Origin of the sequence: Luteolibacter rhizosphaerae, assembly GCF_025950095.1 — a bacterium.
Classification (GTDB): Bacteria; Verrucomicrobiota; Verrucomicrobiia; order Verrucomicrobiales; family Akkermansiaceae; genus Haloferula; species Haloferula rhizosphaerae.
In genome coordinates this window covers 137,380-153,669 of the sequence record NZ_JAPDDR010000005.1, presented here as the reverse complement: position 1 = coordinate 153,669, position 16,290 = coordinate 137,380, and the positions used below count along the sequence as shown (strand labels likewise).

General features: G+C 61.6%; 14 protein-coding genes. 8 read left to right on the top strand and 6 right to left on the bottom strand.

All coding sequences use genetic code 11. The features are described 5' to 3' along the window. Positions 1 to 209: 209 nt before the first annotated feature. Positions 210 to 707, top strand: coding sequence for a hypothetical protein (locus tag OJ996_RS10900; protein WP_264513593.1), 498 nt, complete (start codon positions 210 to 212; stop codon positions 705 to 707). Between the two features lie 332 nt (positions 708 to 1,039). Here the strand turns inward: OJ996_RS10900 and mnmA are convergent, their stop codons facing one another. Further along, entirely contained in the window at positions 1,040 to 2,122 is a 1,083-nt protein-coding gene (gene mnmA / locus OJ996_RS10895; protein ID WP_264513592.1) for a tRNA 2-thiouridine(34) synthase MnmA, read from the bottom strand. 111 nt (positions 2,123 to 2,233) lie between these two features. Here mnmA and OJ996_RS10890 point away from each other — a divergent pair, with 111 nt between their 5' ends. After that, entirely contained in the window at positions 2,234 to 3,133 is a 900-nt protein-coding gene (locus OJ996_RS10890; protein WP_264513591.1) for an aldo/keto reductase, read from the top strand. Here OJ996_RS10890 and OJ996_RS10885 read toward each other — a convergent pair. Further along, positions 3,130 to 3,930 carry an ABC transporter permease gene (locus OJ996_RS10885; RefSeq protein ID WP_264513590.1) on the bottom strand — a complete coding sequence of 267 codons (801 nt, stop codon included), beginning with the start codon at positions 3,928 to 3,930 and terminating at the stop codon, positions 3,130 to 3,132. The two genes, OJ996_RS10890 and OJ996_RS10885, sit on opposite strands and share 4 nt — an antisense overlap. 141 nt (positions 3,931 to 4,071) lie before the next feature. Between OJ996_RS10885 and OJ996_RS10880 the strand changes: the two genes are divergently transcribed. Then, positions 4,072 to 4,932, top strand: coding sequence for a hypothetical protein (locus OJ996_RS10880; protein ID WP_264513589.1), 861 nt, complete (start codon positions 4,072 to 4,074; stop codon positions 4,930 to 4,932). A gap of 6 nt (positions 4,933 to 4,938) precedes the next feature. Here the strand turns inward: OJ996_RS10880 and OJ996_RS10875 are convergent, their stop codons facing one another. Then, complete coding sequence (locus OJ996_RS10875) at positions 4,939 to 6,279, bottom strand: glycosyl hydrolase (RefSeq protein ID WP_264513588.1); 1,341 nt, start codon at positions 6,277 to 6,279, stop codon at positions 4,939 to 4,941. A gap of 164 nt (positions 6,280 to 6,443) precedes the next feature. On the opposite strand from OJ996_RS10875, the gene OJ996_RS10870 reads away from it, so the two are divergent. Continuing rightward, on the top strand, positions 6,444 to 10,064 hold the full coding sequence (locus OJ996_RS10870) for an alkaline phosphatase family protein (RefSeq protein WP_264513587.1): 3,621 nt from the start codon (positions 6,444 to 6,446) through the stop codon (positions 10,062 to 10,064). Positions 10,065 to 10,069: 5 nt separating this feature from the next. Here OJ996_RS10870 and OJ996_RS10865 read toward each other — a convergent pair whose 3' ends face one another. After that, complete coding sequence (locus OJ996_RS10865) at positions 10,070 to 10,807, bottom strand: ABC transporter ATP-binding protein (protein ID WP_264513586.1); 738 nt, start codon at positions 10,805 to 10,807, stop codon at positions 10,070 to 10,072. 98 nt (positions 10,808 to 10,905) lie between these two features. Between OJ996_RS10865 and OJ996_RS10860 the strand changes: the two genes are divergently transcribed. The 4 genes from OJ996_RS10860 (at position 10,906) to purN (ending at position 14,330) form a co-directional block, all read left to right on the top strand. Next, positions 10,906 to 11,124, top strand: coding sequence for an addiction module protein (locus tag OJ996_RS10860; RefSeq protein WP_264513585.1), 219 nt, complete (start codon positions 10,906 to 10,908; stop codon positions 11,122 to 11,124). Next, positions 11,121 to 11,420 (top strand): type II toxin-antitoxin system RelE/ParE family toxin, encoded by a 300-nt coding sequence (locus OJ996_RS10855; RefSeq protein ID WP_264513584.1) that lies wholly within the window; start codon positions 11,121 to 11,123, stop codon positions 11,418 to 11,420. Before OJ996_RS10860 ends, OJ996_RS10855 begins: the two co-directional genes overlap by 4 nt. A gap of 122 nt (positions 11,421 to 11,542) precedes the next feature. Further along, positions 11,543 to 13,633, top strand: coding sequence for an elongation factor G (fusA, locus tag OJ996_RS10850; protein ID WP_264513583.1), 2,091 nt, complete (start codon positions 11,543 to 11,545; stop codon positions 13,631 to 13,633). Positions 13,634 to 13,736: 103 nt separating this feature from the next. Beyond that, positions 13,737 to 14,330, top strand: coding sequence for a phosphoribosylglycinamide formyltransferase (gene purN, locus OJ996_RS10845; protein ID WP_264513582.1), 594 nt, complete (start codon positions 13,737 to 13,739; stop codon positions 14,328 to 14,330). A 12-nt stretch (positions 14,331 to 14,342) separates the two neighbouring features. Here purN and OJ996_RS10840 read toward each other — a convergent pair whose 3' ends face one another. Then, a complete protein-coding gene (locus OJ996_RS10840; protein ID WP_264513581.1) occupies positions 14,343 to 15,287 on the bottom strand; it encodes an endonuclease/exonuclease/phosphatase family protein in 945 nt (314 codons plus the stop codon). Positions 15,288 to 15,294: 7 nt separating this feature from the next. Beyond that, positions 15,295 to 16,209, bottom strand: coding sequence for an endonuclease/exonuclease/phosphatase family protein (locus OJ996_RS10835; RefSeq protein WP_264513580.1), 915 nt, complete (start codon positions 16,207 to 16,209; stop codon positions 15,295 to 15,297). Between the last annotated feature and the right edge of the window lie 81 nt (positions 16,210 to 16,290).

Genomic DNA, 16,290 nt, shown 5'->3' with positions numbered 1-16,290 from the left:
AATGTTAGATCATCGTCGCGATTCTGCTATCTCGGCTTGACGCAGGGGGGACGCGGAAGGCCATGATGAAAGCGTTGAAAAGGCCGGTTGCCTCCGGCACCTCGACCGTCTTTCTCCCCCGGAAACGCCGTTCCGATCTGATGATCGCACTACGTGGGAGGCGTCGGCACGGTGCGGCTACCCCGGCCTGTCACGGAAATCGTCCAGCCATGTCCAGCATCGCTACTTTCTATCTCATGCGGGAATCCGCCCGGAACGAGTTTGAGGAAGCGAAGCGGAACGAGAAGACGATCACCTACAAGCGGGGGTTTTTCCGAACCAAGGAAGTCGTGACCGGCGAGCGCTTTCTCTGGGAGTATCTCGACGAAGCTGCGGAAGAGCGGATCGAATTCCCCTACTCCGGGTTCATCATGATCGACTACCTCTTCACCTTCCTCGAAGGCGCGGAGCCGATCCAAACCGACTTCGCCGCGGCGGCGATCGACGCCAACTACTACGCCATCCCCGGCCGGATGGCCGAGCGTGTGGCAGGCTTCTTGGAATCCAATCCTCCCGACGGCAAGGCCTTGGAGAGCTTCGCCGACCAGCATGGTGCTCAGTCACCGAAGGAGCATGCGGTGCTCCTGCGCGAGACGCATGAAACCCTCAAGCACTGGCTCGGCAAGATTTCCAAGGAGCGCTTCGGGGTTTTGCAACTTACCTTCTAGGCACTTCCTCCGCACCCAAGTCCTTGCCACTGGCGGCTTTCCAGAAAAGCAAGAAAGGACCGCTGATTCTGCGGGATCAAATTACCATTGGTCGCTCTGAAATGCATTGCCAGCAACGGCTGCAGGCATACAATCTCCCCCGACTGCTGTGTGCGTCCGCTAAGGCAGCGTGCCCGGACCGATGTATTAAAACGGGGAGAAAAAACCGAGTTCGTAACTACAGCCATGCCTTTTTAGGACGGCTTAACAGAACCGGCACTCCCACTTGTTGAGCAACTGGAACGTGGCTCACAAAGCCTAGGACGGCACAGCGGTTTCTCTTGTACTGATGGCTAGGCTTCGACCGACTCGAAGACTCCGCCACCGAGCAGGCGACCGCCATCGTAAAAGGCGCAGATCTGACCGACGGCCACCGCGCGCTGCGGTGTCCGGAAGCGCAGGTGCAGTTTCCCTTCTTCCAGCGGTGTGATCTCAGCCCGTTCCGCCTTGGCCCGGTAGCGAGGTTGCGCTTCCAAGCGCCGCGGTGCGTCGAAGTGGACTCCGGGTGTCGAGACATTCCCGATGATGCACTCGCTGGCATAGAGCCCGGGCGTCTCGCTCTCGTCCCAACCGACCACCAAACGGTTCTTCTCCAGATCCTTTCCGACGACCACGTAGGCCATGCCTTCACGCGGGGAAGCCACACCATGGCCCTTGCGCTGGCCGAGGGTGTAGAGATGCAGCCCGCGGTGAGTTCCCATCACCCGGCCACTCAGGTCCACGATCTCACCCGGATTATCGGGAATGTAGTGGCTGATGAAATCGCTCATCTTGATATCCCCGATGAAGCAGATCCCTTGACTGTCCTTCTTGGCCGCCGTCGGCAGGTCGAAGCGCTTCGCCACCTCCCGAACTTCCGGCTTGAGCAACTCGCCCGCCGGAAACATCGCATGATCCGCTTGGAAGGCGGTCATTAGCGCGAGGAAGTAGCTCTGATCCTTGTTTGGATCGGCACCGCGGAGAATCGCCGCATGTCCGTCGGAGAGAGTCCTTTTCCGCGCATAATGTCCCGTGGCCACGGCTTCGAAGCCCTGCTCCAGCGCGTAGTCCAGGAAGACACCAAACTTCATCTCGCGGTTGCACCACACGTCCGGATTCGGCGTGATGCCTTGGCGGTATCCTTCCACGAGGTAATCGACGATGCGCTCCTTGTATTGGTCGATCAGGTCGACCACCCGGAACTCGATCCCAAGTTTCCGCGCGACGGCCAGCGCATCCTCGAGATCCGTCTCCCACGGGCAGTCGCCGGGCAGGCCCTCAGCGTTGATCCAGTTCTTCATGAAGGCTCCCGCCACCTCGTGGCCCTGTTCAATCAATAGGGCCGCCGCAGCGGAGCTATCCACTCCGCCGGAGAGTCCCACCAGCACCTTCGCCATGCGGGGAATGGGAAGCTCCAGACCCCAAGTGCCAAGCCCCAAATTCCCGGATACGGAATTTCGCCAAGGGCCATTCGACAAGCGGACCGGAACATGCCAGCTTTCCCCCTTATGACCCGACGAGACAGCATCCGAGTCTTGGCCGCAGGCGCTACCAGCATGCCCGCGATCGCGGCGGACGATGCTTCCCCGCAGATGAATACCCGCGCGATCCCATCCAGCGGCGAGAAACTCCCGGTGATCGGGATGGGCACTTGGCAGACCTTCGATGTCGGGCCGAAGGAAGCCGCACCCTTGGAGATCATTTTGCAAGAGTTTGCCTCCCGGGGAGGAAAGCTGCTCGATTCGTCCCCGATGTACGGTCGCTCCGAGGAAGTGGCCGGTGCGATGATCCGGAAATTCCGCCTATGGGACAAACTGTTCGTCGCCACCAAGGTGTGGACCACCGGGAAGCAGGAGGGCATCAAGCAGATGGAATCTTCGATGGAGAAGCTTGTCGCCAAGCCTCTGGATCTGATGCAGGTCCACAACCTTCAGGATGTCGCGACTCATCTTCAAACCCTGCGCGATTGGAGAAAGGACGGCTTGGTCCGCTATCTGGGGATCACCCACTACACTGCCAGCCAGCACGGGGCGGTGGAGAAACTCTTGGAATCCGAAACGCTCGACTTCGTGCAGATCAACTACTCGGTCGGGGAGCGGGATGCAGAAAAACGCCTCTTACCCCTCGCCAAGGACCGGGGGGTGGCGGTGATCGCCAACCGCCCCTTCGCGGGTGGAGAACTCATCAAGGGCCTCACCAAGAAACCGCTGCCGGACTGGGCTGGCGAGCTCGGTTGCACGACTTGGGCACAACTGCTCCTGAAATGGGTGGTCTCCCATCCTGCGATGACCTGTGCGATCCCGGCCACCTCGAAGATCGGGCACCTTCGCGACAATATGGCGGCGGGACGCGGTGCGATGCCCGACGAGAAGATGCGCGCTGAGATCGCCGCGGCGGCGCTGGCTTAGGAAGACGATGTTTTCACCAGCAGGCCCTTATCCCGAGCGGTGCGCAGCACCTTCGAGAATAGCAAGCCGGCAAGGGTGAGGTAGACACCGTTCAGCCCCAGGGCGATGCCGAACTGCCGGAAGTCGAAGCTGCCATCCAGGATCGAGGCGCGCATTCCCTCGAACACGTGGGACGGCGGCAGAGCCATGGCCACGCCCTGCATCCAGCCCGGCAACTCGCTCATCGGATAGAAGACGCAGGAGAAGGGCTGCACCATGAAAGGCAGCGCCCACGCGAGGGACTCCGCACCGTGCCCCCAGCGCAGGATCAGGGCGATCGAGACGATCCCGAGCGCCCAGCCGAAGATCATCAGGTTCGCGTAGTAGGCGATCAGGCCGAAGTGGAGCTGGAATAGATTGAAAGAGTAAGCAGTGGCCGCCACCACGATCAGCATCACAGCAGTGATCCCCACCCGCAGGAGCCCCACGCCGAAGGTCGCGGCGATGTAGTCGGTCATCCTCACCGGTGCCGCGAAGATGTTCAGCAGGTTGCGGGTCCAGACGTCTTCCAGGAAGGAAATCGAAACGCCTTGCTGGGCGCGGAAAAGGGCATCCCAGAGGATGATCGAAGCGATGAGGAAGGTGATGTATTGGGGGAAAGCTCCCCCGCCCTGCTTCTGCAAATACATCGTCAGGAAGCCCCAGACGAGCAACTGGACCAGCGGCCAGAAGAAGAGCTCGAAGGTCCGCATCGGATTCTTCGCGTAGAGCAGGACGTAGCGCGTCAGCAGCGCGCGGATGACGGATGGCTTGAACATGGCGGAGGCGCGCGAGTGAGCCCTCCGCGTGCGGGGAGAATCCAGCGAGGATCCGTGCGGCGTCAAAAAGAAACAGCGCCCCCGGCACATCGCACTTTGCTGGACGAGTGCGGGCACCCGCGCCGATAGTCCGGTGAACTCATGAAAACGCCGCTCGTATTCATCGCCGGAGCCGCCACGGGAGCCTTGGCCATGTGGCTGGCCTATCCGAAAGCGGATCCGGTGGCGCAATCGCCCTCCGCGCAGACCAGCACTGGCAAGCCGGTGCGGGCCGCCCACGAGGATGCCAAGGGCACGATGGGCAAAACGAAGACAGAACGGACAGCGAAGGCCGAGGACGACGACGAGACCATCGTGCTCGACGAGGATGACGAGGACTCCCCCGAAATGGCCGCGATCCGCGAGACGATGACCAAGGAGCTCCTCGCCCGCAAACAGCGCCGGATCGACGAGCGGCTCGCGGCGATGAAGACGCGCTTGAATCTGGATGAAGCCCAAGCCGCGAAGGTGAGAGTCCTCCTGGAGGCCGGGGATGAGGAGGACGACATGGTCAGCAAAGCCATCGCGGGGGAGTCGACATTGCCACTGGCGCCCGGCGAAGCCGTCAAGAAGAGGACCGAGCTGGAAGATCAGATCAGCAGCCTGCTCAAACCCGAGCAGGCGAACGCCTTCACCGAGTTCCGCCAGGAGCAGCGTGAGAATCGGATCGAGGTTGCGACCGGTCGCGAGATGACGCGCCTGCAGCAGTCTCTCACCCTGAGCCCCACCCAGAAGGATCAGGTCTATCAGGCACTCGCTACCATCGCCTCCACAGAGGAGGAAGGCGGGAATGCGGGCGTGACCATCGACCCCGCGCAGATCAAGGCTCGTCGCCAGGCCCGCTTGCAAGCCCTCAAGCCGATCCTCACTCCGGAGCAGTACAGCACCTACGAACGCAGTTCCGGCTCGCTGATCAATCACGAGGGCAGCGTGATCACCATCGAGGAAGCGCCGGCGGAGTAAATCGGCTCAGGGTTTCGACTGCTTGTAGCCGAGAGGCGAAACCTTATCGCGATAGATTTCCCCGGCCGGGGTCAGCGACCCGTCGTTACGTTGTAGCATCCGGCCGTCCTCCACCCAATTGTAGAGGGCGTAGCGCTCCACATAAGGGGCCTTGTCGAGCATCTTGATCATCTCCTCGATCGCGTCGGCCTGCTCCTTCTCGTTCGGGTCGCGACCACCGGTCCAGTTCGCGCCGTTATTCCACTCGGTCACCCAGAGTGGACGCTTGGTCCGCTCGTGAATGCCTTTGAGGAAGCTCTCGAACTGGGCGGCTGCCGCCTTGCCGTCACCGGGGTCTCCCACTGCCCGGTAGTAGTGTATGGCCACGAAATCGACGCGCAGATTCGCGGCGTCCGCCTTACCCATGAACTCGTATAGCCAGCCCAATCCGCCATCCGAGACCGCGGGCGAGCCCAGGCGCAGGCCGGTGCCCAGCAACTCCGGCCAGCCGGAGATTGCTTCATCCGGGCTCATCTTTGCTTGGTCCGGGCGGTCCGGTTCATTGTAGCCGAGCAGGTGGGTCGATCCGCGGGCTTTCCAGTTCTGGTTCAGGCCCGGCCAATGGCGCTTCTGCTTGATCGGGACATACTCCAGATCCGGCGTGGAATTCTGGCTGATGTTCCAATCGTAGTACCAGCCGAGCTTGAGCTTCTGGTGAATGCCACCGGCAATGCCCTTCTTGCTGGTCCAGCGCCATGGGAAAATCCGGATGAACCTCACCTTGTCGTCCAGATCCTTGCCCAAGTCCTTCACCTCGATGTCCTGATCCTGCGCGACGTAGTTCCGGCTGATCCCGGTCCCGTTCTCCTCCTCCGCGATGGTCGCCATGTAGCCGCGCTTCAGGCGAAAGGAACTGATCGCTCCCTTCATCGTGCCGAGCTTCGCATCGTTGTAGGGAACGTGGCACTGCAGCGCCATGGATGACCCGCTCAGCCCTTTGCTCTCGAACACGGTCATCGCCGCGTAGTCAGGGCGATGCGGGATCACGACGGTTCCGGACTCGTGGGCAGTCACACGCACATTCCCGTCCGGCACCGCTGGCTCGTAGTTCACCAGGATCCGGTCCATGTAGGAAGAAATCACCTTGGAGGGCGCAATCCCCTCCAAGAAAAGCCATGCATCCGGCGAATCGAAATTGTAGGCGCTCTTGTCCAGCATCTCGCCCTTCTCCCGGACATGCTTGGAGCCGCTCAGGATCACCTTGCGGGTTAGCGACGCAGGATCCAGTTCGGCGTGGAGCGGAGCCGCGACGGCGCAGGCGGCCACCATCAGCAGGAAATGCAGGGGCGGAAGCGGGCGAGTGAACATGGAAGGATAGTTCTAGAACCGCCGCCCACCCATGCCAGCCCAAGTTCTGCCCTCCCCCTTCCGTGGGAGATTGCCCGAGGAAGCACCGACTTGTCGAAATGCCAAGACTACCGGCATTTCAGCTATTAACAGCATGCCGGAGCTGGCTCTAGGAAATGAACACCATGAGATCCTCCACACTCCTCGCTGGCGTCCCTCTGCTCTTCATCGCCACGGCCCAAGCCGGACCGGGTAGCGCCAATCCCTTCGGAGGAAAGCGGGCTCTCGTGATCGGCATCGACGGCCTTCGTTCCGATGCCTTGAAGCTCCAAGTCGAGACCGGCCACGCCCCGAACATCGCAGGCCTGATCACGGAGGGCACGGTGACATGGAGCGGCGTCGCAGGAGGCCGTTTCGGCACCCCTACCCAGCAACCCACGATCAGCGGCCCGGGCTGGACCAGCATTCTGACCGGCACTTGGACCAATCTCCACAACGTGGTGGACAACTCCACCCCCGCCTACAATCAGCCCGGTGTTTCCGGTTCCTACCTCGTGAACCAAGCGCCCCACTTTGCCCGTCGCCTTGAAGAGGCGGCACCCGGTACCTATTCGAGCTCGATCACGAGCTGGAATTGGATCGAGGACTACTTGGTGGCCGCACAGCCAGCCTATCTCGACTACCACACCAAGGGGACGGGCGCGAATTACGCCGCTCGCGATGCGGATGTGAAAACCAAGGCCCTCGCCCATCTCTCCAACGCCGATCCCGATGTCCTTTTCCTCCATTTCGATCAAGTGGATGGTGCCGGTCATTCCTACGGCTTCTCCACCACGGTTCCGAACTACTTGAACGCGATCGAAACGGTGGATGGCTTGATCGGCGAGGTCAAAGCCGCCATCGCCGCCCGGCCCGAGCGCGCCTCGGAGCAGTGGCTGATCGTCCTGACCACCGACCACGGCGGGACCGCCGGTGGTTCTCACGGTGGCCAGAGCGATGGCGAACGGACCATCCCCTTCATCGTTTCAGGAGACGGTATCCCCGTAGGCCTCAGCACCGCGACTCCGGGCCAAGCCGCCGTGCCGCCTACGGTCATGCGCTACTTCGGGCTTGGCTTGCCCACCGCATGGAACTTCGCCGAAGACGGCTTTGTCACCGGCGCTTCCCTCGATGCGGTGCCCGGGGAGGGAGCGGTGAATCTGTCCTGGTCGCTGCCTACGTCCGGGATCCCCGGCTTGAGCGGTTTTGAACTCCTGCGGGATGGCTCCGTCATCGCCACCCTGCCCCTCGGCACAAGCACCTTCAGCGATACCTCGGCACTGCCGGGCATTCACCTCTACGAACTCGCGCTCGGCGGCACGAACGAGGCGACCTTGAAGAAATCGGTCACCGTCCCGAATCCGGGGCAGCGGGTATGGGACGATTCCCATGCCAACAACAACTGGAACACTGTCGATGCGAACTGGAGTTCCGGCACCACCTTCACTCATGGCAACGACGCACTCTTCGCCGGCGCGGGTGAGACCGTGACCGTGGATGCCGCGGGAGTGATACCCGCGGCATCCATCGTAAGCAGCGGCTCCTATGGATTTGGTGGCGGCCCGATCGGTGGCACGCTCGCGAAAAGCGGCTCCGGAAGCCTTACGCTGTCGTCTGCAAACGCCTTCACCGCGACTAGCATCGGTAGCGGTCCGGACAGCCAGTCCGCGGGAGCCATCCACATCGGGAACGTCGGAGCCCTCGGCGGCGGCCCGGTGAGCATCGGGAGCACCAACATGACGGCGCTGTATTTCCCACCTTCAGCCGGGAGCGGCACTCTTCCGAACGACATCCAGCTGCCCGCGCCTTCCACCGCCGTCACGACCCGGCTCCTCACCGATGAAACAAACCTCACCGTCACCTTGGGCGGCGTGATCTCCGGCGGCGGCAGCAGCCATGAGATCCTGATCGACAACGATTCCCCGAGTAGCGACCAAGGAAAGATCCGGCTGACGAGTGCCTCCAATAGCTTCACCAGCTCCCGCATTCGCATCAACCGCGGCGGCTTGGTGGTGACCGCGGATGGTGTGCTCGGAAACCCGGCCAACGATCTCTTCCTGGACGTGACCGGCAATCTCGCCAACTCGGGCCTAGTCCTGGAGGGTCCCCTAACACTCGGCTCCGGGCGGGCGCTCACGATTGCCTCCCAGACGGTGATCGACACCCAAGGCACAGCCGATACCATCGCCGGTCCCCTGACCTACACCGGCCAGATGGTGAAGCGGGGCAGCGCCGCCCTGCGACTGGACGGGGCGGGAAGCGGCACGGGAGGAACCAGCCTCACGGAGGGCAGCATCACCCTCGGGAATGCCGCGGGGCTGGGTAACGGCACGCTCCATGTCGCCGCCACCGCGAGCCTTGGTTTCCTCAATACCACTCCTCTAACCGGCAGCACCACGCTGGCAAACCCGATCATCCTGCCCGCGGATACGAGCGCCACGAACCGGACCGTGCTGATGGCAGGCGGGAGCGGCCGAGAGCTCGCGCTCAATGGCGTGATTTCCGGCGGCAGTGCCAATACCACGCTCTACCTGAATACCTCTCTCTCCGGCGACACCGCCGCGACCTTCCTCCTGAACGGGGTGAACACCTTCACCGGCAAGACCCAACTCAACCGGGGCAGCCTCACGATCAATTCAAACGCCTCGCTCGGCGCTCCGGCCAATCCGCTCGTCATCGATGCGAACATCGGCTCGAAGCTGAGCTTCACCTCGGGCATGGGCTTCACGCATCCCCTCACCCTCAGCACTACCACGGTGCTCGACACGGCGGACCATACGATCACGACCAGCGCGCCCGTCGCCGGTACCGCGGCATTCACGAAACTCGGCACCGGAACGCTCGCACTGGCCGCATCCAACACCCACACGGGAGCCATCACCATCGGTGCCGGCACCCTCGCGGTAAATGGATCCGTCGCGAGCTCCACCAACCCACTCACCGTTGCAAATGCGGCAAGGCTCTCCGGAACGGGCACCGTGAGCCGGCCGGTAAACGTCTCCGGCACCCTTGCCCCCGGCGATGGTACCGGGACCCTCACGATTTCCGCCGGGCTCACGATGGGCCCGGCCTCATCCCTCGATTTCCAACTCGCCGATTGGACCGGCACTCCGGGTAGCGGCCACGACACGCTCGCGGTTTCCTCTCTCGCGCTGACGGCGACCCCGGCCGCGAAGTTCACCGTGAACTTGAATGCCTCCGGGCTGACGAACTTCAACGGTTCATCCAAGTCCTTTGTTCTCGCAAGCGGCACCGTCCCTGTCAGCGGCCTTGCCGCCGACAATTGGTCAATCTCCACCAGCGGTTTCAGCTTCAGCGGTATTTGGTCTCTCGAGGCCTCGGGGAATGACCTCTTGCTCCGCTATACTTCCGCCGATGGCTTCAGTTCGTGGGCCGCCGGTTCGCAGCTCGAAGGGGCGGACGCCGGCTTCTCCGCCGATCCCGATCAGGACGGGATCCCCAATGGGCTTGAATTCATCTTCGGTTCGGTGAACGGCCAGCCGTCGGCAACGGACCTTCCGACCCTCCTCGAAGCGGACGACCACGTCGTCTTCTCATTCAAGCTTGCGGATGCAGCCGCCTACCTTGAGCCGCTTGTCGAGTATAGCACGAGCCTCTCCACCCCATGGACCACCGCCCGAGATGGCGTCCTCGGTGTCTCGATCGTCACGCTCCCTGCCGATGCCGATGGCAAGACCGTGCAAGTCACGATTCCCAAAAACGCTGCCGCTTCCCTTTTCGCCCGGCTGCGCGTCGAAGCACCCTAGTCCCCTCAGACCGCGTCGCCGGAACGGGCGATCTTGATGAACACGTCCTCCAAATCGTCTTCCTCGAAGTGCTTGGTGATCTCCTCCGGGGTCCCTGCCGCCAGGATCTTCCCGGCGTGAAGGAAGAGCACCCGGTCGCAGACTTCCTCAATGTCCCGCATATTGTGGGAGGTGTAGAGAATCGCCGGATGTCTCTCACGCTGAACATGACGGACCAGTTTCCGGACCTTGTCGGCGATATCCGGATCGAGCGAAGCGGTCGGCTCGTCGAGCAGGAGCAGGTCCGGGTCGTTGAGAAGCGCCTTGGCCAGATTGACCCGGGTGGACTCCCCCGCGCTGAGCTGGCCGGTGGATTTCTCCGCGAGTTTCGTGATCTCAAGGAGCTCCAGCAGTTCCGCCACCTTCTGCTTGGGCTTCGGGACCGAGTAGAGCCGGGCGAAAATTTCCAGATTGTTCCGGACCTTCAGGTTTCCCGGGAGAGTCGCGTAGGTGGTACAGAAGTTCGCCCGCTGCAGGATCTCGAGCCGGTGCTTCTGCAGATCCATCCCGAAGGCCCGGATCGCGCCGCCGCTCGGCGTGGTCAGGCCTAGGATCATGTTCATGAGCGTCGTTTTCCCAGCACCGTTCACGCCCAGCAGCCCCACGGTCTCCCCGGCGTTCACCTTGAACGACACGCCGTCCACCGCCGTGAAGTCGTCGAATTTCTTCACCACGGCGTCCACATCCAGAATCACTTCGGCCACGCGCCGGAGCATCGGGCGGATTCCGGCGGCGTCCAGCAAGCAATCCGGCGTGCCACCTTCATATTGCTCGCGGGCCGGAATCAGGCTATCGGTAGCCCATGATTGAGCTGGCAGAAATCCGGCAACTACCGCTCCACGAGAAGCTCCGTCTCATGGAAGCCCTCTGGGACGGAATTGTTCCCGAGGAGGCCGAACTGCAGGTGCCGCAGTGGCACAAGGATTTGCTTGATGAGCGCGAGGAAGCAATTCGCGAGGGCCGGGCCGAGTTTATCGATTGGAGTACAGCCAAGCAGCAAATCCGCGGTTCTATTTCATGAGCATCCAGCTCCTCGATCTCGCAAGGAACGACCTGCTCGAGGGCTATCGTTTCTACGAGCAGCAAGAGTCGGGACTCGGCGACTACTTTCTGGATAGCCTGTTTTCGGATATCGATTCGCTCCGGCTTCACGCGGGCATTCACCGACGGGTTCACAGGGATTTACATCGTTCGCTATCAAAGCGTTTCCCGTTTGCCATCTACTACAAGATGACGGGAGACAGGATCCAAGTTCACGCAATTGTGGACTGTCGGAGAAATCCTGCCTGGATCCGGCGTCATTTAGGCGGGACCTGAAAGCCACAACCTACCGCTTTTGGCAGAAAATCCGCGAGTCCGGGGTTGCCATTTGCTGCAAGGCGAATATGGAAAGCGCCCCGGCGCATCCCGCCGGTGCCCAACGCATTACACCTACGAGCATGAAGGACCTCACCAAATACCGCAACATTGGCATTTTCGCTCACGTGGATGCGGGCAAGACCACGACCACCGAGCGGATTCTGAAGCTGACCGGCAAGATCCACAAGATCGGTGAGGTTCACGACGGTGCTTCCACCATGGACTTCATGGAGCAGGAAGCCGAGCGCGGCATCACGATCCAATCGGCCGCCACCACCTGTTTCTGGAAGGGTCACCAATTCAACGTCATCGACACCCCGGGGCACGTGGACTTCACGATCGAAGTCTATCGCTCGCTGAAGGTCCTCGACGGCGGCATCGGCGTGTTCTGCGGATCCGGCGGCGTGGAGCCCCAATCCGAAACGAACTGGCGCTACGCGAACGACTCGAAGGTCTCCCGCGTCATCTACGTCAACAAGCTCGACCGTATCGGCGCGGACTTCTACCGCGTGATCGGCCAGGTGAAGCGCATTCTCGGCGCGCATCCGCTGGTGATGGTCCTGCCGATCGGCACCGAGTCCGAGTTCGTCGGCGTGGTCGATCTCCTCACCCGCAAGGCGCACATCTGGGATGACTCCGGCCAGCCGGAAAACTTCAAGATCGAAGACGTGCCCGCCGACATGGTGGACAAGGTCGAGGAATTCCGTGCCGCCCTCATCGAAACCGCCGTCGAACAGGACGATGCTCTGATGGAAGCTTATCTGGAAGGCAACGAGCCCTCCATCGAGGACGTCAAGAAGTGCATCCGCAAGGGCGCGATCAGCATGGCGTTCTTCCCGACCTACTGCGGTTCCTCGTTCAAGAACAAGGGCCTGCAGCTCGTGCTCGACGCCGTGGTGGACTTCCTGCCTTCCCCGCCGGAAGTGGCCCCGCTCCCGGAAGTGGACGCCGAAGGCAACGAGACCGGCGAATTCGCCGTGAGCGACCCGACCAAACCGCTCCGCGCGCTGGCCTTCAAGATCATGGACGACAAGTTCGGAGCCCTGACCTTCACCCGTATCTACTCGGGCACGGTCAAGAAGGGTGACACGATCCTGAACTCCTTCACCGGCAAGACCGAGCGCGTCAGCCGCATGGTGGAAATGCACGCTGATGACCGCAACGAAGTGGATTCCGCCCAGGCGGGAGACATCGTGGCGATCGTGGGTCTCAAGAACGTGCAGACCGGTCACACGCTCTGCGACGAGAAGAACCCGGCCACGCTGGAGCCGATGGTGTTCCCCGAGCCCGTGATCTCGATCGCCGTGGCGCCGAAGGACAAGGCCAACGCCGAGAAGCTTGCCACCGCCATCGGCAAGATGGTGCAGGAAGACCCGTCCTTCCGCGTCGAAACCGACGAGGAGACCAATGAGATGATCCTCAAGGGCATGGGCGAGCTTCACCTCGACATCAAGATCGACATCCTCAAGCGCACCCACAAGGTGGAGGTGACCGTCGGCGCCCCGCAGGTGGCCTACCGCGAAACCATCACCAAGCCGGTGACAGACAGCTACACCCACAAGAAGCAGTCCGGTGGTTCCGGTCAGTACGCGAAGATCGACTACACCATCGAGCCCGGCGAACCCGGCTCCGGCTTCATCTTCGAATCGAAGGTGGTCGGCGGCAGCATCCCGAAGGAGTTCATCCCCGCCGTCGACAAGGGCTTCAAGACCTCCGTCGACAAGGGACCTCTGGCCGGTTACCCCTGCTTGGACTTCAAGGTCACGCTCAACGAAGGTGGTTTCCACGCCGTGGACTCCAGCAACATCGCCTTCGAAATCGCGGCCAAGGCGGCCTACCGCCAGACCATGCCGAAGTGCGCCCCGCAGATCCTCGAGCCGATGATGAAGCTCGATGTGTTCGCGCCGGAGGAAAAAGTGGGTGACGTGATCGGCGACCTCAACCGTCGCCGGGGCATGATCCAAGGCCAGGAGCCGACCCCGGGTGGCGTTCGCGTCAAGGCCGAGGCCCCGCTCTCCGCCATGTTCGGCTACATCGGTGACCTGCGCACCATGACCTCCGGTCGTGGCCAGTTCTCCATGGAGTTCAGCCACTACGCTCCTTGCCCGAAGAACGTCTCCGACGAGGTCATCAAGGCCGCCAAGGAGCGCGAAGAGGCGAAGAAGAAGTAAGCTGCTTCGGATTCCGATTCTACCAGACCCCGTCGTCCGCAAGGGCGGCGGGGTTTTTCTTTCTCGCTCACCGCACAGCCCTCACAGTCCCGCCAGCTTCTCCATGAATCTCGGTTTCCTCGCATCCCACGGCGGCTCGAACATGCAGGCCATCATCGACGCCACGAAGAGCGGTGCCCTGAGTGCTCGCCCTGCCCTGCTGATCTCGAACAATCGTAACTCACAGGCTACCGCACGAGCGCAGAGCGAGGGCATGCCCTTCACGGTTTTGAATTCGGTCACCCATCCCGATCCGGCCGAACTGGATCGTGCCATGCTCGCCAGCTTGGAAGAACACGGCGTCGACCTGATCATCCTCGCCGGATACATGAAGATGATCGGCCCGGAGGTCTTGGCGGCCTACGAGGACCGCATCCTGAACATCCACCCCTCCCTGCTGCCCAAGTTCGGCGGTCACGGCATGTTCGGCCAGCATGTCCATCGCGCGGTCCTCGAAGCAGGAGAGAAGACAACCGGGGTGACCATCCACCTGGTAAACAACGAATACGACCAAGGCCGGATCATCGCGCAAACGGAAGTTCCCGTTCTACCGGATGATACTGTCGAGTCTTTGGCAGCCCGGGTCCTGAAGTGTGAGCACGAGTTCTTCGTGGAAACTCTCGCCCGGATCGTAGCGTCGGGTTTGCACGTGTCTTAGCTCTCATCTGGGTTACCACGCGATCATCCGGGTCACCGGACGATGGTCCGAACCCAAGTCCGGCCCTACAATGAAACCCTGATCCTCGATCGGCCCCGCATTACCGGCACGGTAGAGCAGATGATCGATCGGCACGGCGAGCAGAGGATTGCTCCGCGACCAAGTCGGCACTGCCTCCCAGCCTCTCAATCCGGCATCACGAAGCGGCTTCACCCCGTAGCTCCACGGCGTCGCATTCAGATCACCCGCGACGATCACCAGGCCCTTCTCTTCATTCATCTCGGCCGCAATGATCCGGAGGAACTCGTCCCGCTCTCCGGCCCAGAACTCGTTGGCCGGCGGCACCGGATGCGCCCCGAGGAAGACAAAAGAACCGCTCTCTCCCTGCACCCGGATCTTCAAGAGCGGCAGCTCCATCGCCCCGCAGGGAATGATCTCCCGCTGCAAGATCGGCAGCTTGGAGTAGCATGCGAAGCCGAAGTTCCCTTCCACCGGGTGCTCCACGGCATGGGGATGGGACTCTAACAAGGGCCTGAGTTTTCCTGCCCAGACTTCATCCACCTCCGGCAGAAAGATTACATCCGGATCTGTTTCGCGGATCCATCGCACCACGTCTTCATAACCTTGGTTAGCGGTTAGCACGTTGAAGCAGGTGAACTTCATGGGTGACCCCGGTGAAGGCTTCTGCGGAACGCTGCGGGTTCCCAAGTGAATGCGAAGGAGTGGGATGCACAATAGAATCCCGGCCACTGCAGCAAACCGCCATTGTCTCATGAGCAGCAGCGCGATCACTGCGATTCCTAACAGACCGGCATACTGCCACTGAAAGTGATTGAAGAGATCGAGCAGCCAGTAACTGCCACCGCACCATCCGAGGATAGGCAAAAGGCTCCCGAGCACCGCCAGGCGCAGGACGAGCGCCTTCGGTTTTGGCAGGAGAAAGCTTCGCCACTTCATGACTCTGTCACCAAATAAACACCCCCGTCACCGGCCTGTGATCCGAGCCGAGATCCGGTCCGATCTCGAAACTACGGCAGCCGAATCCCGCACCCCGATAGAGCATGCGATCGATCGGGATTCCGAAGATCGGGTTCAACCGCTTCCAGGTCGGGCCCGGCGACCTGCCTTTGGCCGCCTCGATTAATCCTGCTTTTACCAAGGGCTGCGACTTGAAGCTCCAGCGGCTCGAATTGAAATCCCCTGCGACCACCACCCTTCCCGGCTCGGCTTCCACATACTTCGCCGTCTCCGCCATGAAGATGTCCATGGAGCGCGCCCAGTGCTCCGTAACCGGCGGCAAGGGATGTCCGGCGATGTAGGTGACCGGACCACCCGCCGTCTCCAGCCTCACCCGCAGGATCGGATAGCTGTGGGAACTCACCCTGTCCGCGGATCTCGACAGGATCGGTAGCTTCGAGAAGAACGCGAAGTCCGGCCCTTCATTGATCCAGTGCGGATACTCGTCCTCCAGCGCCTTGAGCTCATCCGACCAATTGTCATTCACCTCGGTGAAGAAGACGGCGTCCGGAGAGCTCTCCCTCACCCAAGCGATCGTGTCTGCAAAGCGGCCATTCGATGCCAACACATTGAAAGAACACAGCCGGATGGACCCGGTGCCGCCCGCTATCTCCGTAGCTCCCACAAACCAAGGTGCCAGCTGCACCAGCGGCACGAGCAAAAGAGCTCCCGCCAGCGCCGCAGACTTCCACTGCTTCGCGATCAGCAGCGGCAGCAGGCAGAGCGCCAGGAACCAAGCATACTGGACTTGGAAGTGATTGAAGAGATCGGCGAACCAGAAACTCCCGGCGACCCACCCGGCGATGGGTAGTAAGCCGGCGAGAACGGCAGCAATGGTGATGAGCGGAAGAAACTTTCGCATCGGCAATCCCCTATCATCCTCCATACTTCGCCATTGTGGGCAAGAACTCACGGCACCGCCGAAAAAACATTAGAAAAGCCG